Annotated in this window: 21 protein-coding genes; 9 read left to right on the top strand and 12 right to left on the bottom strand. The window is 55.2% G+C overall.

The features are described from left to right. Window positions 1-24 precede the first annotated feature (24 nt). Complete coding sequence (locus X474_RS22415) at window positions 25-1,260, bottom strand: molybdopterin molybdotransferase MoeA (RefSeq protein WP_044352106.1); 1,236 nt, start codon at window positions 1,258-1,260, stop codon at window positions 25-27. 219 nt (window positions 1,261-1,479) lie between these two features. On the opposite strand from X474_RS22415, the gene X474_RS22405 reads away from it, so the two are divergent. The 9 genes from X474_RS22405 (at window position 1,480) to X474_RS22360 (ending at window position 12,368) form a co-directional block, all read left to right on the top strand. Further along, window positions 1,480-1,821 (top strand): winged helix-turn-helix domain-containing protein, encoded by a 342-nt coding sequence (locus X474_RS22405; protein WP_197282230.1) that lies wholly within the window; start codon window positions 1,480-1,482, stop codon window positions 1,819-1,821. Window positions 1,822-1,930: 109 nt separating this feature from the next. Continuing rightward, window positions 1,931-2,518 carry a hypothetical protein gene (locus tag X474_RS22400; RefSeq protein WP_044352102.1) on the top strand — a complete coding sequence of 196 codons (588 nt, stop codon included), beginning with the start codon at window positions 1,931-1,933 and terminating at the stop codon, window positions 2,516-2,518. 338 nt (window positions 2,519-2,856) lie between these two features. Continuing rightward, complete coding sequence (locus tag X474_RS22395) at window positions 2,857-3,351, top strand: hypothetical protein (protein ID WP_044352100.1); 495 nt, start codon at window positions 2,857-2,859, stop codon at window positions 3,349-3,351. Between the two features lie 1,007 nt (window positions 3,352-4,358). Further along, on the top strand, window positions 4,359-5,531 hold the full coding sequence (alaC, locus tag X474_RS22385; RefSeq protein WP_044352098.1) for an alanine transaminase: 1,173 nt from the start codon (window positions 4,359-4,361) through the stop codon (window positions 5,529-5,531). 18 nt (window positions 5,532-5,549) lie between these two features. Next, entirely contained in the window at window positions 5,550-6,854 is a 1,305-nt protein-coding gene (locus X474_RS22380) for a homoserine dehydrogenase (RefSeq protein ID WP_044352097.1), read from the top strand. An 18-nt stretch (window positions 6,855-6,872) separates the two neighbouring features. After that, window positions 6,873-8,057 carry a cofactor-independent phosphoglycerate mutase gene (locus X474_RS22375; RefSeq protein ID WP_044352095.1) on the top strand — a complete coding sequence of 395 codons (1,185 nt, stop codon included), beginning with the start codon at window positions 6,873-6,875 and terminating at the stop codon, window positions 8,055-8,057. 1 nt (window position 8,058) lies between these two features. Beyond that, the gene (locus tag X474_RS22370) at window positions 8,059-8,484 is read left to right on the top strand and encodes an acyl-CoA thioesterase (RefSeq protein WP_197282229.1); all 426 of its coding nucleotides are present in this window, start codon (window positions 8,059-8,061) and stop codon (window positions 8,482-8,484) included. Between the two features lie 140 nt (window positions 8,485-8,624). After that, window positions 8,625-11,312: a pyruvate, phosphate dikinase gene (gene ppdK / locus X474_RS22365; protein ID WP_082464574.1), complete on the top strand. Its 2,688-nt coding sequence runs from the start codon at window positions 8,625-8,627 to the stop codon at window positions 11,310-11,312. A gap of 69 nt (window positions 11,313-11,381) precedes the next feature. Next, a complete protein-coding gene (locus X474_RS22360; protein WP_044352094.1) occupies window positions 11,382-12,368 on the top strand; it encodes a 3-oxoacyl-ACP synthase III family protein in 987 nt (328 codons plus the stop codon). Between the two features lie 140 nt (window positions 12,369-12,508). Here the strand turns inward: X474_RS22360 and X474_RS22355 are convergent, their stop codons facing one another. The 11 genes from X474_RS22355 to X474_RS22305 form a co-directional block, all read right to left on the bottom strand. Further along, window positions 12,509-13,282: an MBL fold metallo-hydrolase gene (locus X474_RS22355; RefSeq protein ID WP_044352092.1), complete on the bottom strand. Its 774-nt coding sequence runs from the start codon at window positions 13,280-13,282 to the stop codon at window positions 12,509-12,511. Between the two features lie 78 nt (window positions 13,283-13,360). Next, window positions 13,361-13,825, bottom strand: a complete 465-nt coding sequence (dut, locus tag X474_RS22350) for a dUTP diphosphatase (RefSeq protein ID WP_044352091.1) — start codon at window positions 13,823-13,825, stop codon at window positions 13,361-13,363. After that, window positions 13,825-15,072: a M16 family metallopeptidase gene (locus X474_RS22345; RefSeq protein WP_044352089.1), complete on the bottom strand. Its 1,248-nt coding sequence runs from the start codon at window positions 15,070-15,072 to the stop codon at window positions 13,825-13,827. Before X474_RS22345 ends, dut begins: the two co-directional genes overlap by 1 nt. A 6-nt stretch (window positions 15,073-15,078) precedes the next feature. Then, a complete protein-coding gene (gene pnp, locus X474_RS22340) occupies window positions 15,079-17,253 on the bottom strand; it encodes a polyribonucleotide nucleotidyltransferase (RefSeq protein ID WP_044352088.1) in 2,175 nt (724 codons plus the stop codon). 31 nt (window positions 17,254-17,284) lie between these two features. After that, on the bottom strand, window positions 17,285-17,554 hold the full coding sequence (gene rpsO, locus X474_RS22335; protein ID WP_044352087.1) for a 30S ribosomal protein S15: 270 nt from the start codon (window positions 17,552-17,554) through the stop codon (window positions 17,285-17,287). Between the two features lie 17 nt (window positions 17,555-17,571). After that, a complete protein-coding gene (gene truB, locus X474_RS22330; RefSeq protein ID WP_052515517.1) occupies window positions 17,572-18,582 on the bottom strand; it encodes a tRNA pseudouridine(55) synthase TruB in 1,011 nt (336 codons plus the stop codon). Next, the gene (locus X474_RS22325) at window positions 18,582-19,544 is read right to left on the bottom strand and encodes a DHH family phosphoesterase (RefSeq protein WP_044352085.1); all 963 of its coding nucleotides are present in this window, start codon (window positions 19,542-19,544) and stop codon (window positions 18,582-18,584) included. The genes truB and X474_RS22325 overlap by 1 nt, the downstream gene beginning before the upstream one ends. Continuing rightward, complete coding sequence (gene rbfA / locus X474_RS22320; protein WP_197282228.1) at window positions 19,541-19,936, bottom strand: 30S ribosome-binding factor RbfA; 396 nt, start codon at window positions 19,934-19,936, stop codon at window positions 19,541-19,543. Before rbfA ends, X474_RS22325 begins: the two co-directional genes overlap by 4 nt. A gap of 31 nt (window positions 19,937-19,967) precedes the next feature. After that, window positions 19,968-20,303, bottom strand: a complete 336-nt coding sequence (locus X474_RS22315) for a DUF503 domain-containing protein (RefSeq protein ID WP_044352082.1) — start codon at window positions 20,301-20,303, stop codon at window positions 19,968-19,970. An 88-nt stretch (window positions 20,304-20,391) separates the two neighbouring features. After that, window positions 20,392-23,655 carry a translation initiation factor IF-2 gene (infB, locus tag X474_RS22310; protein ID WP_044352081.1) on the bottom strand — a complete coding sequence of 1,088 codons (3,264 nt, stop codon included), beginning with the start codon at window positions 23,653-23,655 and terminating at the stop codon, window positions 20,392-20,394. Then, window positions 23,655-23,960, bottom strand: coding sequence for a YlxR family protein (locus X474_RS22305; protein ID WP_052515515.1), 306 nt, complete (start codon window positions 23,958-23,960; stop codon window positions 23,655-23,657). The genes infB and X474_RS22305 overlap by 1 nt, the downstream gene beginning before the upstream one ends. Window positions 23,961-23,975 lie beyond the last annotated feature (15 nt).

Below are 23,975 nucleotides of genomic sequence, written 5' to 3'. Positions count from 1 at the left end.
GGTCCGGACATGTTCCACGAATCATCACGGAAAGAGCATAACCTCAACCTGGTCACCGGCATACATACCCTCGCTGTCCGCAGGCACCTTTACCAGGCCCTGGCCCTTGATCAGGGTGGTGAGCAACCCCGATTTACCAAAGACAGGCTCAACCAGGGGGCCATCGTTTGAGTCGACAAAGCTCACCCGCACGTACTCCTCCCGCCCAGAGACCGAAGGCAGCGGTCTGGACAATGAGCCGATTTTTCTAGGGAAACGGGCAAAGGCCTTTACCGGCCTGCCCAAAAGCCTCTCAATCACAGGCTCCACAAAAACATGAAAAGCAACTACGCAGGAGGCTACCTGGCCGGGCAGACCCAAAAGCTGGCCCTTTTCCGTGGCAACCCAAATAAAGGGTTTTCCCGGAGACACCCCCACTCCGTGAACCAAAAGTTCGGCAGTGGGGAAGGAAAGAAAAACCTTGGCTGTCAGGTCCCTGACCCCAACGGAAGAGCCGCCGGACAACAGGGTGAGGTCGCATTCCTCAAGGGACTGAGCCACCTTCTCGGTAAGCACCTTTTCATCATCGCCCACCAGCCCCATTTCCCTGGGCATGCCGCCGGCAAACAGAACCTGCTGACTCAAGGTATAGGTGTTCACATTTCGCACCTGCCCCGGCCTGGGTGTCTGTTCCACAGGCACCACCTCGTCCCCGGTGGAGACAATCCCCACCACGGGCCTTTTAACCACATGAACCTCAAGCTGACCCAAGGCGGCCAACAACCCGATATCCTGAGGCTTCAGCCTGTGCCCGGCCTTCAGCAGAGTCTCACCGGAATAGGCGTCGTCACTCGGCCCCATGGTGTTGCCTTTGGGAGCCACTGATTTGATCACCTCCAGGGTGGTGTCATCCAAAAGACGGGTGTGTTCCACCATGAGTACACTGTCGGCGCCTTTGGGCAGCATGCCGCCTGTGCCTATGCGGGCGCATTGCCCCCTTTTGAGCTCAAAATCCGGTTCAACGCCCATTCGCACCTCGCCCACAATCTCAAGATAGCCGGGCGAGGTCTCTGAAGCGCCAAAGGTGTCCCTGCTCCCAAGGGCAAAACCATCCATGGTGGAACGCTTGAAGCCGGGAAGATCGGTGGGGGAGGTAAAATCCCGGGCAAGGATTCTGCCTCCGGCCTGAGTGAGGTTTATTATTTCCGGGGAAAGCGGGGACAGACGATCGGCGTAGCCATGGACCTGGTCTACGCTCTGCACATTGAAAAAGGGTTTCATCAATCTTTCCCGGTTAAAAGTCCAGGCAATTGCTTGTACAGAAAAGGCCTTGCCTTTTTTAACGCAAAGTCTTTTGCTTGGATCAAGGCAAAGTTATATGGTTTACTATTGTGGATACTATATTATGTCAGAAATGATATTCATGGCAACCAACCTTGAGGTTGGGGGCCTGGTTTTAGCTCGGCGGGTGGCCCCTTACCTGCTGAAAGGTGAGTGCAATTGCAGATTCGTATGAAATTGTGGGTGGAAAGAGACGGCGAAGTCATATTTGGCGAGGGACGCCAAAAGCTTTTGGAGGCGGTGGTCAAAACCGGTTCCCTGGCAGGAGCGGCCCGGGAACTGAGTATGAGCTACCGGGCCGCCTGGGGTAGACTCAAGGCCTCGGAAAAACGCCTGGGGTTCCCCCTGGTGGAACGGGGCTCCAAGGGCAAACGCGGCCTTATCCTCACTGAGGCTGCTCACAAAATCATGAAACTCTATGCTGAACTGGAGCAAAACACCTCGGGAGTTTTACGCAAGGCCGAGGCCGCCTGGCCCGACAACCTTGACAAGGAAGTCTAAACCGGCGAGGCCTTAACAAACCAGCCCCAAGCCGGATTGACCGACCTTTTGCAACTGCTCCTTCTGACTAAATATGAAAGCTCTGCCCAAATTCAAGGAGATCAGCAATATGCCTTATGTAGTCTGCCTGATCGGCCCGGATTGCCAGGAAAAAGAGCAAATCCTGGAAAACCTGCCCCAGGCCCTGGGCCCAAAAGGCCTTAAAACAGGAATAATCAAAAAAAAACAAAACCTCGACAAAGCGCCTCCGGATACATTGGAGCTGGCTGAAAAAGGCTTTGTATTAAAAGCCCAGGCAAAAGAGAAAACCCTGCCCCAGCTTTTGGAAGCTTTTTTCTCCGAGCATGATCTGGTCCTGACCACAGCCCACGATCAGGCAAAAAAGGCCAAATTGGAACTGGTTCTTTCAGGCAATCCCGGTCAGGACCCCGGAGTAAGGGCCTATATCTCTGAAAAGCCAATCGACTCGGGAAAACCCACCTTCAGCCCCACTGATCTTGCCGGTCTGGCTGAGTTTGTGGCCAAGGAGGTCATGCCGGAAAAGGAACCGGCCAGGGTCCGCATTTTGCTCTCCGGAGAAAGGATCCCCATTAAAGGCTTTGTCCAGGATATTATAGCCAATGCCATAAGGGCCATGGTGGCCAGTTTGCGCTCCGGCGACAAGCCCGGAAGGCTTGAGGTTTTTATAGACAAGTAACAGGCATGAGCATCCCCACCCCCCCTCATAAAAAAGCGTTCCGGGTGGGGATGATGCTTCAACCTTGACCCAAAACTGTTCCGGTCACTTAAACACCCCCCAAAGGGTCACAAATCTTCTCAGGTCATAGCCTTCATACCATATCATCATATATGAAATTTACCCCAACAAGTCACCATAACCGTCTATATCTACACTTATTCTAAAACCAAATCTTCCCTATCATTAATAGTTATTAGCAAAAATAGCCTCTCCCCAAATCCTCATCATATTTCCGCATCACCAAATAGACTAGCTAAAAAATATTTGAAAAATCATACTGTTAGAGTATTCCAACAATGACGCTTTTTATCTATTTTAAATTTATAATATTGTTCTCGGGAATAAAACCGTCGCCACTCTCCAGCAACCCCAAAATAGTCTGGCCTGAAGATAATAATTTTGCATTTACGATATTCGACGATACGGACCACTCTACCGTAGAAAACACAAAACCAATCTACGATTTTTTAAATAGTATTGGCATCAAAACAACAAAAAGTGTCTGGACAACCAATCATAAAGATAGAGATCATAGAACCGGATGCTCCCTTCAGGATAAAGAATATCGCATCTTCATTCAAGAACTGGCGGAAAAAGGTTTCGAGATAAGCCTTCACCTGAACGCAGGCCTCACCTCCACTAGAGATGAAACCATTAAAGGATTGAAATTCTTTAGAGAAGTCGTAGGATACTATCCCAAATCCCTCGCCAATCACGACAAAAATTTAGAGGGTATATATTGGGGAGAAGCCCGTTTTACGGGTCTTAACAAGTTTTTTACCGTCTTGTAAATCTTAAAAATTTAAAACGCTTTCAAGGTTACGAGGAGAGTTCACCCTTATTCTGGGGCGATCAATGCTGCAAGAAAGTAACCTATGTAAGTAATTTTTTCTAACGATACAAACACATTAAAAAAATGCAAAAAGATGCCATACTACGATCCGGAAAAACCATATGTTAATTTCTGGTTTGCCAGCACCAACGGAAGCACTATCGACCGTTTCAAGCAGGCGTTAAGTAAAAAAAACCAAGATCTTCTCGGGGCTCAATCAGGGCTCTGCCTGATCAGCACTCATTTTGCCAAGGGATTTACGGAAAAAGGAAAGATCAATCCACAGTTCAAAACTCTCATGACAAGACTGGCGAAAAAAAAGGCTGGTTTGTTCCTGTGCATCAAATCCTGGATTTTCTGAGAAGGGAACAAAAACAACCTGATATCAGCACCAAAGACCGCTTTTCCCTAGAAGCCTCATGGCTTTTCCAGCGCATCATATCCAGGTAAGCACCGGAGTAAAATACTACAACTCATTTTCAGGCAAAACCGGACAGAAGAAAAATCTTTGGAAAAGTTGCGGGCATTCACAGAAAAAACTTCGCCCTTTTAACGGATACCGGAACTACTCCCTTTAAAGGTCAACCGAGCAGCCATTCCATGCGCTTTTACCAAAACCAGACTCAGCGCCCAAACCTGATCAACCGCAAAAACCTGTCTCCAAAGCGCTACAAAACTAAAAAAAAGCATCCTTAATTCAGGAAAAGCTAAAGTCCACTTTAAACCCGAAGTTAAATTAGTTTAATTTTTTTCGATTTCAAGTCGGTTCAATCAAGTCGCTCCCGCTTTTCCCGGAGAAAAGATGGATTTTATAATTACTGATAATAACGGCACATTTTCTGCATCCACCGCTTAATGCCGCCTTGACACTAGCTTTGGGGTGGGATAAGGTTTCTACTTCCTATTAATATATAGGGTCAGAATTTCAACAATCCTATAAAAACCATTAGAAAGATGATTGTGGCCATGCAAGAATTCAGACGCATGAAAAGACTTCCGCCCTATGTCTTTGCCGTTGTCAACGAGCTCAAGATGGAGGCTCGCAGGGCAGGCGAAGACATAATCGACTTAGGCATGGGCAACCCCGACCTGCCCACTCCGGACCATATTGTCGCCAAGTTGACCGAAGCTGCTGCCAAGGCCACCAATCATCGCTACTCTGCCAGCAAGGGCATCACCAAGCTCAGACACGCTATCAGCAGTTGGTATAAAAGGCGTTATGACGTAGACATAGACCCGGATACCGAAGCCGTGGCCACCATAGGAGCCAAAGAGGGCTTAAGCCACCTGGTTCTGGCCACTGTGGGTGCGGGAGATGTGGTTCTGGCCCCGAGCCCCACCTATCCCATCCATCCCTACAGCGTGGTCATAGCAGGCGGGGACTTGCGCAGCGTGCCTCTTTTGCCGGGCAGGGATTTTTTCGAGGACCTGGTGACAGCCTATAATGACTGCTGGCCCCAGCCCAAAATGCTTATCACCAGCTTTCCCCACAACCCCACAACCATGGTGGTTGACCTGGACTTCATGCAAAAAATAGTGGACTTTTGCCGGGAAAGGCAAATCTGGCTGGTGCATGACTTTGCCTATGCGGATCTTTGCTTTGACGATTACAAGGCTCCCAGTATTTTACAGGTCCCGGGTGCCAAGGATATTGCAGTGGAGTTCTTCTCCATGTCAAAATCCTATTCCATGGCAGGCTGGAGGCTGGGTTTCTGCGTGGGCAACAAACAGCTTGTCCACGCACTCACCCGCATAAAGAGTTATCTGGATTACGGCGTCTTCCAACCCATCCAGATCGCGGGCATTATTGCCTTAAACGAAGATCAGTCCTGCGTAAAGGAGATCGTGGATATCTATCAGAAGCGCAGGGACACCCTGGTCACAGGCCTTAACCGGGTGGGCTGGGAGGTCGAATCTCCCAAGGGCACCATGTTCCTGTGGGCCAAAATCCCCGAAGAATATCGAAAGTTGGGGTCGGTTGAATTTTCCAAGCTCTTAATCAATGAAGCCAAGGTGGCGGTGAGCCCGGGACTGGGCTTTGGCCAATATGGTGATGAATATGTGCGTTTTGCTCTGGTTGAAAACGAGCATCGCACCAACCAGGCCATCCGCGGACTCAGGAGGTTTTTTAACGCCTAAGCTGAAAAGGACACCCCAATGAAAAAGCACAAGATCAAAGTGGGCCTTTTGGGCCTGGGCACAGTGGGCGGAGGCACAGCTCAGCTGCTTTTGGAAAAAAAAGAGCACTTTGAAGAACTCCTCGGCGCCGAGTTGGAACTCACCCTGGCCGCCGACCTGGACGCGTCCCAAAAGGAGAGCCTGGGTCTGGATGACCGGATCTTCACCCAAGACGCATCCCGGATAGTCGGCAACCCGGAGATCGATATTGTGGTCGAGACCATAGGCGGTATGAAGGTTGCCAAGGATTTCATGCTCGAGGCCCTTTCCGCGGGGCAGCAGGTGGTGACCGCCAACAAGGCGCTTTTAGCCACACATGGAAGGGAAATCCACGCCACTGCCAAGGCCAATCAGACCAGTGTGGCCTTTGAGGCCGCCGTGGGTGGGGGCATCCCCCTGATCCGCTCCATCCGGGAAGGCCTCTTGGCCAACCGCATTGAAAGCTGCATGGGCATTTTAAACGGCACCAGCAACTTCATCCTCACCCGCATGACCCAGGACAATGCACCCTTTGAAGAAGTCCTCGCCCTGGCCCAGAAAAAGGGCTATGCCGAACAAGACCCCACTTTTGACGTGGAAGGCGTGGACGCGGCCCACAAACTGGCCATAATCACTTCCCTGGTAACCGGTGATTATCCTTCCCTGGAAGACATCCACATGGAAGGCATAAGCAAAATCACTCCCCTGGACATTCAGTTTGCCAATGAGTTCGGCTTTACAGTCAAACTGCTGGCCATAATGAAAAACAAAGGTCAAAAGGTGCAGGCCCGGGTGCATCCGGCCCTGGTTCCGCATGACCATGTGCTGGCTTCCGTGGACGGGGCTTTCAACGCCCTTCACATCACCGGCGACTGGGTCGGAGACGTGCTGCTCTATGGCCTGGGCGCGGGCCGCGAGGCCACCGCTTCGGCAGTGGTGGCCGATGTGGTGGATTTGGCCAGGGATCTTTTGGTAAAAAGCCGGGGCAGGGTGCCTGCTCTGGGCCTGGCCAAGAGTCGGGGGGAACACCTGGAGCTGGCCCCCATGGAAGAGACCAGCTGCCAATATTACTTCCGATTCACCGCAGCCGACGAACCGGGCGTCCTGGCCAAGGTGAGCCGCATTCTCTCAGAGCACAATATCTCCATTGAAACGGTTATCCAAAAGGGACGCCGCAGCGAAGGATCTGTACCTATAGTTATGATGACCCACGAGGCAGTGGAAAAAGACGTCAGCGCAGCCTTGGCGCGCATAAACGCCCTGCCCCAAATTACGGAACCAATCATGCTGATGCGCAAAGCATGACAATAGCGGAGTGATCCAGTGAAATACCTGATTCTGGTGGGAGACGGCATGGGGGACTACCCCATGGAGGAATTGGGCGGCAAAACCCTTTTACAGGCCGCCAAAACCCCCAACATGGATCTTTTAGCCGGCCAGGGCATGCTTGGCCTGGCCCAGACCGTGCCCCAAGGCATGGCCCCGGGTTCAGACGTGGCCAATATGTCGCTCATGGGCTACGCCCCCAAACTTTACCATACCGGGCGCTCTCCCATCGAGGCGGCCGCAGTGGGCATTGAACTGGGGCCAAACGACGTGTCTTTCAGGTGCAACCTGGTGACACTGGCCCATGAAGACAACAAGACCGTCATGGCCGACTATGCCAGCGGCCATATAGACGACCCCAGCGCCGCTGAAATCATAGCCACCCTGGAGAAAGAACTTGGCGGCGATGATATTCATTTCTACACCGGCCAGAGCTACCGTCACCTGGTGGTCTGGAAAAACGGCCCCTTAAATGCGGTCACCGCTCCTCCCCACGATTACTCAGACCAAACGGTGGATCATCTTCTGAACGAGGGCGGGGAGACCCTGCCCCTGGTCGAATTCACCAAAAAATCCTGGCCGTTGTTGGAGGCCCATCCGGTGAATAAAGCCAGGTCTGAAAAGGGAGAGCACCAGGCCAATTCCATCTGGCTTTGGGGTCAGGGCACCAAACCGACACTGCCCAAGCTCAAGGTGACCGGATTCACGGTCAGCGCGGTGAACCTGGTAAAGGGCCTGGGGATCATGGCCGGGCTGGAAGCCTTTGAGGTTCCCGGAGCCAACGGCTGGCTGGACACCAACTATGAGGGCAAGGTCCAGGCCACCTTGGACGGCTTAAAAGACCGCGACCTGGGCTTTTTACATGTGGAGGCCCCGGACGAAACCGGCCACGGCGGCATTTTGAGCGAAAAAATCCAGGCGATCGAACTGTTTGATGAAAAAGTAGTGGGCCCGGTCATGGCCGGCATGAAAGGCCTGGGACACCACAGGGTGCTTTTGGCCACAGACCATTACACACCCGTGAGCACCAAGACCCACAGCTCAGAGCCGGTTCCCTTTGTGATCTGGGACTCTGAAAAAATTAAAAACAATCCCAAAGGCTTTAATGAAGTTCAGGCCGCTCGCAGCTCCCAAGGCAAGGTGATTCCCGGTTATGAACTGATGAAAAGGTTACTTGGCTGAAATGATGAACAGATATGAGTTTAGGCCGCTTTTTGGCGACACAGACGCCATGAATGTGGTCTATTATGGGAACTACCTGCGTTACTTTGAACGCGGTAGGGCGGAACTCATGCGGGCCGGTGGAGGGGCGTATGCCGATCTGGCGGCCCAGGGTCTGCACCTGCCGGTGACGGAGGCGCATGTCCGCTATCAAAGTCCGGCCCGATATGACGACCCCCTGGTGGTTTCTACCAAAGTCGCCTGGGTCAAAAGGGCTTCGTTGCGTTTTGATTACCTCATAACGAGAAAAACGAGCGCCGCCGGCGAAGAGACCTTGGTAAGCGGATACACAGTGCATGGCTGTGTTTCAACCGAAGGCAAGATAAGCCCCTTGCCTAATTGGTTGGTGGATGTGGCAAGAGCCTATGTTTCGGAGTCTGCCGGTTAGGTCCTTAGGGGAAAGGGCCTTAAAGCGCGTTGGCAATTTATCCATGCAGATAATTTTCAATTTGGTCGACGCGGCATTATCCGGCAAAACCAAACAATCCCCAAGACTCGGGGACTATACCAGGGTCAGGAGGTAACAACGTGGCTAACAGCAAATATGTGTATTCCTTTGGCAACGGCAAAGCGGACGGTTCTGCCGACATGAAGGAATTACTTGGCGGCAAAGGCGCCAACTTGGCCGAGATGACCAGCATCGGCATTCCGGTTCCCGCTGGTTTTACCATCACCACGGAAGTCTGCACCTACTACCAGGAACAACAGGGGCAATACCCCGCCGAACTGAAGGCACAGGTGGAAAACGCCCTCAAGGAAGTGGAAGAATTAATGGGCGCCAAATTCGGCGACCCGGAAAACCCGCTTCTCATTTCCGTGCGCTCAGGCGCGCGCATCTCCATGCCAGGAATGATGGACACGGTCCTGAACATCGGACTGAACGACAACACCATCAAGGGCCTTATCAACAAAACCGGCAACGAGCGCTTTGCCTATGACGCCTACCGCCGTTTTGTGAACATGTATGCCGACGTGGTCATGGGAGTGCGTCCCGAGACCGAGTTGGAGCACGATCCCTTTGAGGAAATACTGGAAGCCAAAAAACAAAAAAGCGGCGTGACCCTGGATACCGAACTCACCACCGAAGACCTCAAGGAACTGGTGGTGGAGTTTAAGGAACTGGTTCAGAAGAGGCTCGGCAAGCCCTTCCCGGAGGAGCCCATGGATCAGCTCTGGGGCGGCATCGGCGCGGTCTTTGGCTCCTGGAACATTCCCAGGGCCATCTCCTACCGCCAGATCCACGGCATCCCCGAGGACTGGGGCACGGCCACCAACGTCCAGGCCATGGTATTCGGCAACATGGGCGAGGACTCGGCCACAGGTGTTGCCTTTACCAGAGACCCCGCCACCGGCGAGAACTACTTCTACGGCGAGTACCTCACCAACGCCCAGGGCGAGGACGTGGTCGCGGGCATCCGCACACCCCAGCCCATCAACCGGGCCAAGACAGTGCCCGAGGGTATGAACACCCTGGAAAACGAGATGCCCGAGCTCTATAAGCAGCTCGCAGGGATCAGGGATAAACTGGAGCTGCATTACCACGAAATGCAGGACATTGAGTTCACCATCCAGCAGGGCCGCCTGTGGATGCTCCAGACCAGGACCGGCAAGCGCACAGCCGCCGCTGCCTTGAAGATCGCGGTGGACATGGTCGGCGAAGGGCTTATCGATAAAATCGAGGCTATCCAGAGGGTCGAACCCGAGCAGATCGACCAACTCTTACACCCCATGCTGGACCCCGAGGCCCCCAGAGAAAAGATTGCCAAAGGCCTGCCCGCCAGCCCCGGCGCGGCCGTGGGCCAGGTGGTGTTTTCGGCCGAGGACGCAGAATCCTGGCACAACCAGGGCAAAAAAGTCGTCCTGGTCAGGGTGGAGACCAGCCCGGACGATATAAGGGGCATGAACGTGGCCCAGGGCATCCTGACCAGCAGGGGCGGCATGACCAGCCACGCCGCGGTTGTGGCCAGGGGCATGGGCACCTGCTGCGTGGCGGGCTGCTCTGAAGTAGTGGTGGATTACAAGAAGCGCTCCTTCACCGCAGGCGGCGTCACCATCAAGGAAGGCGATTTCATCACCTTGGACGGCAGCAAGGGCGAGGTCTACAAGGGTGAGATCCCCACAGTGGATCCCCAGCTCACCGGCGACTTCGGCACCTTCATGGAGTGGGTCGACGAAGTCAGGCAGCTTGGCGTGCGCACCAACGCCGACACCCCCCACGACTCGGAAGTGGCCCGCAACTTCGGAGCCGAGGGTATCGGCCTCACCAGGACCGAGCACATGTTCTTTGAGGGCAACCGCATTGATGCAGTGCGCGAGATGATCCTTTCCGAAACCCTGGAAGGACGCCAGGCCGCCCTGGCCAAGATCCTGCCCATGCAAAGAGAAGACTTTGTGGGCATCTTCAAGGCCATGGACGGGCTGCCGGTCACCATCCGCACCCTGGACCCGCCCCTGCACGAGTTCTTGCCCCATACAGATAAAGAGATCAATGACCTGGCCAAGGATATGGGCGTCAAACCCGCCCAGCTCAAGGCCAAGGCCGAATCCCTGGCCGAATCAAACCCCATGCTGGGTCACCGCGGCTGCCGTTTGGGCCTGTCCTTCCCGGAAATCACAGAGATGCAGGCCAGGGCTATTTTTGAGGCGGCCTGCCAGGTGGCGTCCGAGGGTGTCAAACCTCTACCCGAGGTGATGATCCCCCTGGTGGGTCATGTAAATGAGTTTATCCGCCAGAAAGAGATCGTAGCCAGGGTGGCGGAAGAAGTGATCGCAAAAACCGGGCAAAAAATCGACTACATGATCGGAACCATGATCGAGCTGCCCAGGGCCGCCCTGACAGCCGATGAAATTGCCCAGGAAGCGGAATTCTTCTCCTTTGGCACCAACGATCTCACCCAGACAACCTTCGGATTAAGTAGAGATGACGCAGGCAAGTTCTTGCCGGACTACGTTTCTCAGGGTATCCTGCCTCATGACCCCTTTGTAAGCATAGACGAAAAAGGGGTGGGTCGCCTGGTCGAGATCGGCGTGGAACTTGGGCGTAAAGCCAGAAGCAATCTCAAGATCGGAATCTGCGGCGAGCATGGTGGAGACCCCAAATCGGTTGCATTTTGCCACCGCGTTGGTATGAATTATGTGAGCTGCTCCCCCTACCGTGTACCTATCGCGCGGCTGGCCGCAGCACAGATCGCCATTGCCGAACCTCGCAAGGCATAAACAAAAAACGGATTTCAGGCGGCGCCCTTAACAGGGGCGCCGCCCCTTAATGTTCCCGCGGAGAGACCGATGGTTCCCATTCGCATTGCGGGTACGGGTTCTTACGTACCTGAAAAAGTGCTGACAAACTTTGACCTGGAAAAATTCTTGGACACTTCAGACGAATGGATCGTCCAGCGTACAGGAATCAAAGAGCGCCGGATCGCAAGACCGGACCAGGCTTCCAGTGACCTGGCCGCCGAGGCCGCCAAAATAGCCATGGAAGACGCAGGCATAAGCCCACATGACTTGGACCTGATTGTAATGGCCACGGTCACCCCGGACTTTCACAGCCCCAGCGCAGCCAACTGCCTGCAAGCCCTGATCGACGCCCCCCAGGCCTTTTCATTTGACATTACAGCCGCTTGTTCCGGCTTTATCTTTGCCATGGATGTGGCATCCCGCTACCTGCAAAGTGGCGCGGCCAAGACTGTCCTGGTGGTTGCCGGTGAAGTGATGAGCAGGGTTCAGGACTGGACCGACCGGGCCAACTGCGTGCTTTGGGGTGACGGAGCCGGAGCCGCCGTGCTTCAGCCCGGTGATGCCAATCCCCAGATTCTAGCCACCTACCTGGGTTCTGACGGAAGAAACGGCAAGGACCTGCGCATCGCTGGCATGGGCTCCTCTGTGACGCCTTTGACTCATGAATCATTGGATCAACATGTCCACACCCTGAAACTGATCAACGCCTCAGCTTCGGTCAGGGTGGCTGTCAAACACTTTGTGCAGTCCATTCATGCAGTTCTGGACCAGACCGGGCTTACCATGGACGATGTCGACCATTTTATTCCTCACCAGGCCAACCTGCGCATGATCCAGCAGGTGGCCAAACGCATTAAAGTCGATATGGACCGTTTCGTAGTCACAATAGACAGATACGCCAACATAAGCTCCGCCAGCTGCGCCATTGCCATGGACGAGGCTATCAGGGAAGGCCGTATTAAAAAGGGCGACCTGGTCTGCGTGCCGGTCTTCGGCGGCGGAATCACCTGGGGCGCGGCCCTGATCAGATTCTAGGCCATAACAAAGGCAAAAAGCCTTGTGACCATATAAAAAACCCCGGGCTGTCTTGGACAGGCTCGGGGTTTTCGCATTGTTTGGCCCACGATTCTTTTTCTTTTCTTGGATCGTGTTTTCAAGTCACGCCCAGTAACCTTTTATTTCAAGATAATCAGATCTGTGGGTTCTTTCTGGCTGGCCACCAGGGTGCGGGTGTTGGAGAGCGCCTGGTCTATTACCTGGCCCAGGTCCTTTTCAGCCAGTTCCGGTCTGTTTGTGTTTTCGGAAAGGTGGGCCTGCACCACGCAGGCCAGGTCGGCGTGCCCCACTTCCGCCACCAGTTCCGCCCCCTGCTGGTTGGAGAGGTGCCCCTGCCTGGAGCGCACCCTTTGCTTGAGCCATTCCGGGTAGTGGCTGCTGGTGAGCATGGCCGGGTCATGGTTGGCCTCCACTATAAGTCCGCGGCATTGGGCCAGACGCTGACGAACCACGTTTGTGGTGCAACCAAGGTCTGTGGCAAAACCTATTTTTACGCCGTTTTGGGATATGGTCAGCCCCACCGGTTCTTCCGCATCGTGAGAAATATCAAAGGGCCGGATGGAAAAGCCCGCCTCGTCAAAGGAGCGCCCCGGTATGAAGATTTCTTTGTCGGGCAGGTCAATACCCTCCATTTTGGAAAAAGTGCCCCTGGTGGCGAGCACCTTGCATCCCAGGCGCTTGGTCAGCACCCGAACTCCGGCAATATGATCTGTATGTTCATGGGTTAGCACAATGGCCTGAACCGATGAAGGGTCCACTCCCCTGGCCTCCATGCGCAGAACTGCCTGACGGGCCGTGATGCCGCAGTCTACTAAAATGGCCTTTGAGCCATTAGTGATCACAGTTGAGTTTCCCTTGGAACCACTTGCGAGTACGCAAAATGCCAGGGACATAAGATCCCCCCAAAAAATAAAAGGCCCCCTGCGGGGCCTTTAGTCTCAGTTCAATCAGGCTCATGCCCTGATCTGACTTTAATGGCCTCCGGTATGGCCAAAGCCTCCCGCACCCCGATCAGTATCAGGCAATTCATCGACTTCGGTCAAAACCGCCTGGCACACGGGAGCAATAATCAACTGGGCCACCCTGTCACCCCTTTTGAGGTTGACGGGCTCCGCGCCCAGGTTGATCAAACCAACCATTACCTCGCCCCTGTAATCCGCGTCAATAGTTCCCGGCGCATTGATCACGGTGATGCCGTGTTTCACGGCCAGGCCGGATCTGGGGCGAACCTGCCCTTCGTATCCGGGCGGTATGGCAAGAGCCAGGCCTGTGGGGATCAGGGCTATCTGTCCTGGTTGCAGAACCAGGGTGTCTTTTAGAGCCGCGGCCAGATCCATGCCCGCGGCCAGCTCGGTCATATAGACCGGCAGGTCCAGCCCCCGGCCGTGTTCAAGGCGCTTTACCGCTACTTCAGGTTTCTCTTGGGGATAACTCATCAGTTCATCCAGTCCAGTTCCTCTGGTGTAAGCGGCCCCAAGGCAGTCAGGCAGACCTTGGCCGGGTCCAGGATCTCCTTGGCCAAAAGGTGTATGCTCTCAAGGTCCACAGCCTCTACTTTGGCTAAAATCTCTTTCAGGGGCAGATCGCGGCCAAAATTAAACTCGTTGCGGGCCAGCCGCCCCATGCGGCTCTCCGGATTTTCCGCGGAAAGCAAAATGGAACTCCTCAGGCTGTCTTTGGCCATGCTGAGTTCACTTTGCTCCAAAAGGCCGTCCGCCAGGGCGTTGAGTTGTTCCATTGCCACCCGCACCGACTCACCGGCCCTTTTCGGGGGAACCCCCATGTAAATGCCGAGCATGCCGGAATCACTGTAGGAGCCGAGATAGGAATAGACCGCATAGGCCAGTCCCTTTTTCTCACGAATCTCCTGGAACAGCCTGGAGCTCATATTGCCGCCGAGAACCAGATTTAACAGGCTGACCGTAAAACGGCCCTCATCAGTGGCAGAGGGAGCAGGCATACCCATCAGGATATGGGCCTGCTCAGAATCCCTGACCTTGACGAAAACGCCGGAATTGGGGGCTCCGGGCACCCTGCCGGCCCTACCGTTGGTTTTGGGCAAAAGGCTTAAGCTGGGCGCCACCAGGTCCACAACCTGTTGGTGCTCCAGGGCTCCCACCGCGGCCACCACCAGTCCTTCGGGAGAATAGGAATCCCTCAGATACGAGAGAATATCGTCCCTGGTCAACTGGGATACCGAGCTGTTCGAGCCCAAAATGGGTCTGCCCAGGGGATGATCCGCCCAGAACCGGTTGCTGAAAAGCACATGGACCAGTTCCTCGGGCGCATCCTCCACAGAGCTGATCTCCTGAAGGATAACCTGGCGCTCCCGCTCCAGTTCAACCGGGTCGTAACTTGGCTTCAGCAAAATATCCAAAAGAAGATCAGAAACATCGGACAGATGTTCGGGAAGGGCCCGGGCGTGGAAGCAGGTGCTTTCCTTGCTGGTGAAGGCATTGGCCTGTCCGCCCAGGCGATCAATTTCACGGGCGATATCAAGGGGACCCCTTTTAGAGGTCCCCTTGAACGCCATATGCTCTATGAAGTGGCTCACTCCGCCTGCTTCAACGGATTCATCGCGAGAGCCAACTCCCATCCAGGCGCCCACAGTGACTGAAAAGGCATGCGGGATGACTTCGGTCAGTATGCGGACACCATTAGGAAGAACAGTTTTTTCAATCACTTGGCATCACCGCCTGGGGCTACGGTTATTTTTGTTGCCACCCGGGTCCCTGCGATCCTTATTGCCATGGTCATCTTGGCGAGGCGCGCCACCTTCGGGTTTGGGCAAAAGGGCCTTTCTGCTCAGACGGACCTTGCCGCGGTCGTCTATGCCCAGCACCTTGACCTTTACCATATCGCCTTCTTTAAGCACGTCGGTAACGGCCCGAACGCGATGGTGTTCCAGCTCGGAGATGTGAACCATTCCGTCTCTACCGGGGAGGATCTCCACAAAGGCCCCGAAGTCCATGATGCGGACCACTTTGCCTTCATATACAGCGCCTTCCTCGACTTCGCGGGTCAGCTCATTGATCATCTTCAGAGCTGCCTTGCCCTGGTCTGCATCCACGGCTGCAACATGGACGGTGCCGTCGTCTTCAACATCGATCTTGACGCCGGTCTCCATCTGAATTCCACGGATGACCTTGCCGCCGGGGCCGATGATATCCTTAATGCGCTCAACCGGAATATGAATTGTGGTGATGCGCGGAGCATAATCGCTGATATCGCCCCTGGCCTTGCTTATGGCCTTATCCATGATGCCCAGGATATGCAGCCTGCCGTCACGGGCCTGGCTTAGGGCCTGACGCATGATCTCTTTGCTGATACCGCTGATCTTGATATCCATCTGCACCGCGGCCACACCTTCGGTGTTACCGGTGACTTTGAAGTCCATATCGCCCAAGTGGTCTTCATCACCAAGGATATCGGTAAGGACGGCGACCTTGTCCCCTTCCTTGATAAGGCCCATGGCCACTCCGGCCACTGCGCTTTGCACAGGCACGCCGGCATCCATGAGAGCCAGGGAGGCACCGCAGACCGTAGCCATGGAGGAAGATCCGTTGGATTCCAGAATGTCGCTGACCACACGCATGGCATAGGGGAAATCTTCGGCAGCGGGCAGGACAGGCATTATGGAACGCCTGGCCAGGTTGCCGTGTCCGATCTCGCGCCTGCCCGGGCCACGCAGCATCTTGGCTTCATTCACGCTATAGGGCGGGAAGTTGTAATGCAGCATAAACCTGCGGAATGTATCGCCCTCGGTGAGGGATTCAATACGCTGCTCGTCTCCACTGGTGCCCAGGGTGGCGGTGACCAGAGACTGGGTCTCACCCCTGGTGAAAAGGGCTGATCCATGGGCCCTCGGCAGAACGCCGACCTCGCAGGAGATGGGGCGCACCTCTGTGCTGGTGCGGGAGTCCACCCTGTGGCCTTCGTCAAGAATCATGGCCCTCATGGCTTCGGCTTCCAAATGCCCGACCATGTTCTTAATCTCAGACTCACGGCCTTCGTAAGCCTCGCCAAGTTTTTCCACGGCCAGGTTCTTCAGATCACGGACCTTGGCGTAACGCTCCAGTTTAGGCGCGGTGGCCAAAACCTCGGCCAGGCCTTCGGTGGTGACTTCCCTGACCTTGGCCAGGAGATCTTCATCATCCTGGGGAGGCTCAAAAGAACGTTTGGTCTTGCCTGCCTCGCGGGCCATCTCCTCCTGGATATCCAAAAGGGGTTGCAAGCCTGCATGGGCAAACCAGATGGCTTCAAGCGCGTCATCTTCCGTGATGAAGTTTCCTTCACCTTCCACCATGCAGACTGCGTCTCTGGAACCGGCCACAATGAATTGCATATCCGATTGTTGCCGCTGGTCGGTGGTGGGGTTCAAGACGAACTCGCCGTCAACCCTGCCCACGCGCACGCCTGCTATGGGGCCGTCAAAGGGCACATCGCTAACCATCAAGGCTGCGGAAGCGCCTGTCAGTGCCATGACATCTGTGTCATGCACTTTGTCCGCCGAGTAGACCCCTGCAATAATCTGGGTCTCATAAGTCCATCCCTTGGGCAAAAGCGGCCTGATGGGACGGTCTATGAGCCTGCTGGTCAGGGTTTCCCTTTCGGACGGACGGCCCATCTCGCGGCGGAAGAAGTTGCCTGGAATACGGCCGGCCGCATAGGCAAACTCCTGGTAGTCCACGGTAAGGGGGAGGAAATCAATTCCCTCCCTCTTGGTCTGTGCACCAACCGCGGTTACCAGCACCACCGAGTCGCCACAGGTCACCCAAACAGAGCCGCTGGCCTGCTTGGCAACTTTGCCGGTCTCGATGCTGAACTCTTGGCCGTTGATGGTCGTCGATACCTTTTTGTACATCGTTCCTCTCTTAGGGGAGCTGGGAGTTTTATTACTTACGGATGCCCAGTTCCTTGATCACAGCGCGGTAACGCTCAACATCTTTGCGCTTCAGGTAGTTGAGCATGCGGCGCCTCTGGCCGACCAGCTTCAACAGCCCACGCCGGCTGTGATGGTCCTTTTTATGGACCTTAAAGTGCTCTGTGAGGTAGGTGATTCGTTCGCTTAAGAGGGCTATCTGAACTTCGGGAGAGCCGGTGTCGCCTTCGCTCCTCGCGAACTTCTGAATGACCTCACTTTTTGCTTCGGTAGTGAGAACCACTTTCTTATTCCTCCTTGTTACTCTACATGCAAAAGTGGAATTTTGCCTTGCGCGGCCGGGTCTTTCGCCTGATTGTCAGGAAAAACCCTTATAGTTTCGTATTCGCGGCCCGGCCTTGCGTCGCAAGGTCCCAGCCAACGCAGCACAGCCACCAACTCGCCCTGGGGATCGTGAACCATGAAAGGTTCGCCTTTCCCGGCTATTTTTCCCTGGCTGCCGGCTAAAAATAAATCCCTGCTTAATATTCTACCTTGTCTCAGTTCCCAGGCGCTGTCTTCATCCAGGACCACGTTTGCGATCCCCAGTTGTTCGAGCGCCTCGGAAGTCTTCAGCATTTCCCCCAGAAGTTCTTCTTCTGTGAGGGAAACCGCCCTGTCCAGGTCACATGCCTGGTCCAGACCAAAGGGTGTCGAACCTGTACGCACCAGGGACGTGAGGTGTCCCACCGCACCCAGATCGCGGGCAAGCTCCTCGCCCAATGGTCTGATATATGTCCCCCTGGAGCAGGAAATCTCGAACCTAAGCTCGTTGTGCTCCAGGTTTAACAACCCGGCGGAATAAATTTCTATCCGCTTGGGCGGTTTTTCGATTTTTATCCCTTTGCGCGCATATGCGTAAAGGGGTTTGCCCTCATGTTTGGCCGCCGAGTAGGCGGGAGGGGCTTGCATTCTCTCGCCAACCATGCGGGCCAGTAATTCTTTTATCCGTTCCTCATCAAGCTGCGGCACCGGTGTTTCCGAAATCACCTCGCCGGTGGGATCTCCGGTGTCGGTTGCCTTTCCCAGGCCTATGACTGCCCGGTATGTCTTGGACCCCTGTCCCAATAGGTCGATCAATCTGGTGGCCCGGTTAAAGGCCAGGATCAAAAGTCCGGAAGCAAAAGGATCCAGGGTGCCTGCATGGCCTATTTTGGCAGGCTTGAAACGTCCCCGCAGCCTGGCCACAACATCGTGGCTGGTGGGGCCCGCCGGCTTATTGATCAATAAAAAGCCGTCCGCGAAAAACTTCGCTTTGCGTCTTCTTGCCATTAAGTGGCTTTCACCAAAGGAGCCAGGCGGCTCTCCAATATGCTCAGGGCTTCGTCCAGGGTGCTTTCCAAAGTGAGCCCCGCCGCGTTGTGATGACCTCCGCCGCCCAAATCAAGGGCCACTTCGGCCACATTCACCGCCCCCCGTGAGCGCAGACTGGCCTTTACCGTGCCGTTTCGGCGCTCTTTGACAAAGGCCGAAACAGAAACGCCCCGAATCAGGCGAAGGGCCTCGGCCACATCTTCCAGGTCCTCCGGGCTTGCCCCCAGTCCGTCAATATCGGAAAGGGTGAGCCCGGCTATAATCAGCTTGCCGTTTACATAGGTGCGGGCCTTTTCCATTACCAGGGCCAAGAGACGAATCTTGTTGGGCCTGGTGGCATAAACTTCCTGGCTCACCAGCCAGGGATCCGCACCTTTTTCGATCAAATATCCGCCGGTGTATAGGGAGCGCGCCGTGGTGTTGGAATAGCAGAATGATCCGGTATCGCCTTGTAGTCCGGCAAACAGGCAGAGCGCAGCATCTTTTGTGAACTGCCAATTATATTTTTGGGCCAAGGTGGTTATCATCTCGGCCGTGGCCGCGTAGTCAGGTGCTATCCAGACAGCCTGGCCAAACGCGGCTTCTCCTTCATGGTGGTCGATAACCGCCGTGGCTTTGAAATCGCCCATAAAGTTGCGGGCCGCCTCACCAGCCCTATCCGGTTGGTGGCAGTCCAGAAGTACACCCAGATCAAAAGCCCTCGGATTCGGAGCCGTATCCGTAATCCGCGCTCTGCCGGGGAGGAAGTCGAGGTCCTCAGGTATGGGACCGGCAGAGTAAACCGTCACCTTTTTCCCCTGGGCTTCCAGCAAATGCATCAACCCCAGGGTGGATCCCAGCGCGTCAGCGTCGGGATCTAGGTGCGAGGCCACAAATACAGTTTGAGCCCGGGCCAGTGTATCCAGGACAGCCTGGCTCACTTGGAGTCCTGTTCGCTTTCAACCGGATCGTCGGCCCGGTTGTCATCGTCTTGCTTACGCACTTTATCAATCAGGTCACTCATGCGCGCACCTTCGATCAAAGAAGTGTCAAACACCGGTATCAACCGGGGCATGACCTTTAGATGCATGCGGGCGGCCAGTTCCTTGCGCAAGAATCCGGCAGCCGATTTAAAGGCCTTTTCCACTTCCTTCTGGCCCTGGTTTTCCCACAGGCTGTAGTAGACCTTGGCCTGGCGCAGATCAGGGCTTACATCAACGGCAGTAATGGACAATGCCTTTAATCTGGGGTCCTTGATCCTGCGCTGCAGGAGTTCACCCAATTCCGCCTGGAGCAATGCTCCCAGTCGTTTTGTGCGGAGTGTACTTCCCAATATATCTTTTCCAAAGGGCAGCTTTTTAAGTCTACCCGTTATGATTGTTCCATCTGGCCTGAGGGGCCCAGGCCATATCCTTGAGATTCATCACCTCAAGTCTGACATCAACGATCTCGGCAAGCCCCAGGGATTCCACAAATTCCTCAATCCTGTCCAGTTGCCGTTCCACGTGGGAAGGGTCATTGCCGCAGACGGCGAAACCCAGTTCAATCCTTTGCCAAAGATCGTTTGCGCCCGTCTCTGCCACCGCTGCGTTGAACTTGGCCCTGGTGCGGTCTGTTATGGCTCTAAGCACCTTGCGCTTGGCCTTTAAGCTGTTCGCATAAGCCAAGTGCAAGGTAATCTGTAATGCGCCAACAACCAAACGCCGGTCTCCTTTTGGTTCGACCTCTAGGCCGTAATTTAAAAAACCGCATCCGGTTTGGCGGCCAGGCCCAGATTCACCCGGCGGATCAGAGTTTACCGGCCACTTCCTTGATCTCGAAGACCTCCATGGTGTCGCCGATCTTTATATCGTTGTATCTCTCCAGACCGATACCGCACTCAAAGCCCTGGGCCACTTCCTTGGCGTCGTCCTTAAAGCGGCGCAGGCTGGAAATTTTGGTCTTGGTAACCACAACACCGTCCCTGATCAGGCGGACACCGGCGTTACGCTGCACCTTACCATCGGTAACATAGCAGCCCGCCACAGTTCCGATCTTCGGCACGCTGAAGGTGTCCCTGACCTCGACCCGGCCCAGAACTTCTTCCACCAGGGTGGGGGCCAGCATACCGGTCAAGGCCGCGGTGACGTCTTCCACTATCTGGTAGATCACGTCATAGGTGCGAATCTCGACATTCTCATTGTCGGCGGTGGTTGTCACCTTGCCGGTGGGCCTCACGTTAAATCCTATGATGATCGCCTCTGAAGCTGCGGCCAGCATAACGTCGGTCTCGGTAATAGCTCCGGTGGCCGCGTGGATTACGTTGACCTTCACCTCTTCGTTCCCGAGCTTGCCCAGCGCATCGACCAGGGCTTCCATGGAGCCATGCACGTCAGCCTTGACCACCAAATTGAGTTCCTTGACATCCTGTTCCTTCATCTTGGTCAGGAAGCTCTCCAGGCTCAGCCTGGTCTGGGCACTCAATTCGGCCTCGCGTTTTTTCATGGTCCGATAATCGGAGACCTGCTTGGCTGTTTTTTCGTCTTTCAGCACCTGGAAGTCGTCGCCTGCCTCAGGCACGCCGCTCAGGCCCTGAACCTCCACCGGGATGGAAGGTCCGGCAAAATCAATACGCTGACCCATATCATCAAGCATGGCCCGAAGTTTGCCATGGTGGTTGCCGCAAATTATGGCGTCACCTGTACGCAGGGTTCCCTCCTGGACCAAAACGGTGGCCACCGGGCCCCGACCTTTATCCAGTCGTGCCTCAAGCACGTGGCCCTTGGCCGGTTTGTCCGGGTTGGCCTTTATCTCCAGAATCTCGGCCTGCAGGTCCAGCATCTCCAAAAGATCGGAAACGCCTTCACCTGTCTTGGCTGAAACCTTGACCGAAATGGTATCGCCACCCCAATCCTCGGCAATGAGGTTCAGATCGGCCAATTCCCGCATCACCCGGTCCGGATCGGCTCCGGGTTTATCTATCTTGTTTATGGCCACCATAATCGGCACCTTGGCGGCGCGACTGTGGTTGATGGCCTCACGGGTCTGATCCATGACACCATCGTCGGCCGCAACCACCAGAACCACCAGGTCGGTGACCTTGGCTCCCCTGGCCCGCATCTCGGTAAAGGCCTCGTGACCCGGGGTGTCCACAAAGACCACATGGCCGCCGCTCTTAAGATGCACATCATAGGCGCCGATATGCTGCGTGATACCGCCGGCTTCACCGGCCGTTACATTGGCTTCCCGGATTTTATCCAAAAGCGAGGTCTTACCATGGTCAACGTGGCCCATGATCGTGACAACCGGGGGTCTGGGTTTGAGATCTTCGGGCTTATCAGCCGTTTGCTCCAGAACTCCCTGTTCCTGAAAAGCGGTGCGTTCCACCTCAAAGCCCAATTCGTTGGCTACAATAGTGGCGTCTTCCACATCCAGGGACTGGTTCACCGTGACCATCATGCCGAGCTTCATTAAACGGCCCACCAAATCGGCGGCCTTAATGCCCATGCGCTTTCCAAGTTCGCCCACAATGATGGTGTCACCCACCTTGATGCGGCGTTTAATGGCCTTGGGCGTGGTAATCTCGGTCTTTTTGGTTCGCTTAGGCGCCTGTCCGCCGCGCTTCTTGCCCCTGGAACGGCTGTCATAAAGGTCGGCCCGGTCCAGAATCTCCTTGCGACGGCTGGCGGTTTTGCGCATCAGGTAATCATCATCCGGGATGGAAGCCCCTCCCTTTTTACCTTTTTTGCGCTTGGGCCTCTGCCTTTGCTCTCCTCCGCGATCCACGGGAGGTATGGCATTGGGTATATCGCTTACCCCGGGTCGACCCGGTTTGGCGCCGGGTCGGGGACCGGGTCGGGCTCCGGGCTTGACGCCGCCTGGTGTAAACCCTTCTCCCTTTTTGGGTGCACCCGGCCTTCCTCCTCCCGCAGGGGCGGTGGGGGCCACGGGTGTTTTAGGCAGACTGATAATCTTGGCAGGAGTATCGAACTTACCTCGACGAGGTTTAGCCTGTGCTTTTTTCGATTCTTTTTCCTGCTTGGCCTTGGGTTCTGAAGCTGCCTTTTTGCCCTTGCGTTCGGCGGGTTGCGCCTTTCCCTTTGATTTAGCAGCCTTTGGCTGAGCTTTTGCCTCGGTCTTTTGCGCTTCTGCCTGAGGCGGTGCCTTTTTGGGCTTATCTGCAGTTTTTTTAGCCTCGGGCTTGGCCGCTTCCTTGGCAGCGGGCTCGGCTTTTTGGGCCTCGGGCTTGGCCGCTTCCTTGGCAGCGGGCTCGGCCTTTTTAGCCTCGGGCTTGGCCGCTTCCTTGGCAACGGGCTCGTCCTTTTTCACCTCGGGCTTGGCCGCTTCCTTGGCAGCGGGCTCGGCTTTTTTAGCCTCGGGCTTGGCCGCTTCCTTGGCAACGGGCTCGTCCTTTTTGGCCTCGGGCTTGGCCGCTTCCTTGGCAGCGGGCTCGGCTTTTTGGGCCTCGGGCTTGGCCGCTTCCTTGGCAGCGGGCTCGGCCTTTTTGGCCTCGGGCTTGGCCACCACCTTGGCAGCGGGCTCGGCTTTTTGGGCCTCGGGCTTGGCCACCACCTTGGCAACGGGCTCGGCCTTTTTGGCCTCGGGCTTGGCCACCACCTTGGCGGCGGGCTCGGCCTTTTTGGCCTCGGGCTTGGCCACAATCTTGGCAGCTGGCTCAGCTTTTTTCTTCTCAGGCTGGGGCTTTTTCTCAGCCGCCGGCTGTACTTTAACTGTTTCAGGCAAAGGTGCTGTCTCCGGTGCGGGCTTAGCCGTTTCCTTTAATTCAACCTGTTCTTTTTCGGCCTTTAAGGCCTTTTCAGGCTGTTCGGCCCGGGTTTCCTCGGATTTAACCCTCTTACGACGGCGTCTGATAACCCTGCCGGTAATTCTTTTTTCTTCAACCACTTCCGACTTACTATTCATGAGGCTTTCCCGTGCCTTTTGAGCTTCTTCCTCACTCAGGACACTCATATGGTTGCGGACATCGAAGTCCATGTCCTCAAGCTTCTTAGCCAGTTCCTTGGCATCAACCTTGAGTTCTTTGGCCAGTTCATAAACCCGCAAATTGGGCATCAGGCTCCTCTCGAAATATCAGACGGCACAGACACAGCCTTTGAGGTCAGGATCTCTATAAGTCCGACCCAGGCATTTTCGTCTAAACGACTTCGAAACACCCGCTTTTTTTTGCCATATCGTGCCAAATGTTCAACACATTCCTTCTTCTTACAGATATAGGCCCCGCGTCCGTTCAGACGGCGCGCCGGATCGGGCCGAACTTCCCCCTTGACCAAAGCCAACCTCAGCAACTCATCCTGCGGAGCTTTCAAACCACAGGCTATACAGGTGCGCAAGGGTTTTTTTTTATCAACTCGGGTCAAAAAGCAACAGCCCCT

The organism is Dethiosulfatarculus sandiegensis, from assembly GCF_000931935.2.
Lineage (GTDB): Bacteria > Desulfobacterota > Desulfarculia > Desulfarculales > Desulfarculaceae > Dethiosulfatarculus > Dethiosulfatarculus sandiegensis.
The sequence above is the reverse complement of the archived record's forward strand: the minus strand, read 5'-3'. Positions and strand labels throughout refer to the sequence as shown.

Excerpts from the sequence above, each read along its gene's own strand:
- truB (WP_052515517.1), bottom strand. The coding sequence starts at position 18,582 with ATGGCAAGAAGACGCAAAGCGAAGTTTTTCGCGGACGGCTTTTTATTG.
- alaC (WP_044352098.1), top strand. The coding sequence starts at position 4,359 with ATGCAAGAATTCAGACGCATGAAAAGACTTCCGCCCTATGTCTTTGCC.
- X474_RS22360 (WP_044352094.1), top strand. The coding sequence starts at position 11,382 with ATGGTTCCCATTCGCATTGCGGGTACGGGTTCTTACGTACCTGAAAAA.
- X474_RS22415 (WP_044352106.1), bottom strand. The coding sequence starts at position 1,260 with ATGAAACCCTTTTTCAATGTGCAGAGCGTAGACCAGGTCCATGGCTAC.
- X474_RS22370 (WP_197282229.1), top strand. The coding sequence starts at position 8,059 with ATGATGAACAGATATGAGTTTAGGCCGCTTTTTGGCGACACAGACGCC.
- dut (WP_044352091.1), bottom strand. The coding sequence starts at position 13,825 with ATGAGTTATCCCCAAGAGAAACCTGAAGTAGCGGTAAAGCGCCTTGAA.
- X474_RS22380 (WP_044352097.1), top strand. The coding sequence starts at position 5,550 with ATGAAAAAGCACAAGATCAAAGTGGGCCTTTTGGGCCTGGGCACAGTG.
- X474_RS22400 (WP_044352102.1), top strand. The coding sequence starts at position 1,931 with ATGCCTTATGTAGTCTGCCTGATCGGCCCGGATTGCCAGGAAAAAGAG.
- infB (WP_044352081.1), bottom strand. The coding sequence starts at position 23,655 with ATGCCCAATTTGCGGGTTTATGAACTGGCCAAAGAACTCAAGGTTGAT.
- pnp (WP_044352088.1), bottom strand. The coding sequence starts at position 17,253 with ATGTACAAAAAGGTATCGACGACCATCAACGGCCAAGAGTTCAGCATC.
- X474_RS22395 (WP_044352100.1), top strand. The coding sequence starts at position 2,857 with ATGACGCTTTTTATCTATTTTAAATTTATAATATTGTTCTCGGGAATA.
- X474_RS22355 (WP_044352092.1), bottom strand. The coding sequence starts at position 13,282 with ATGTCCCTGGCATTTTGCGTACTCGCAAGTGGTTCCAAGGGAAACTCA.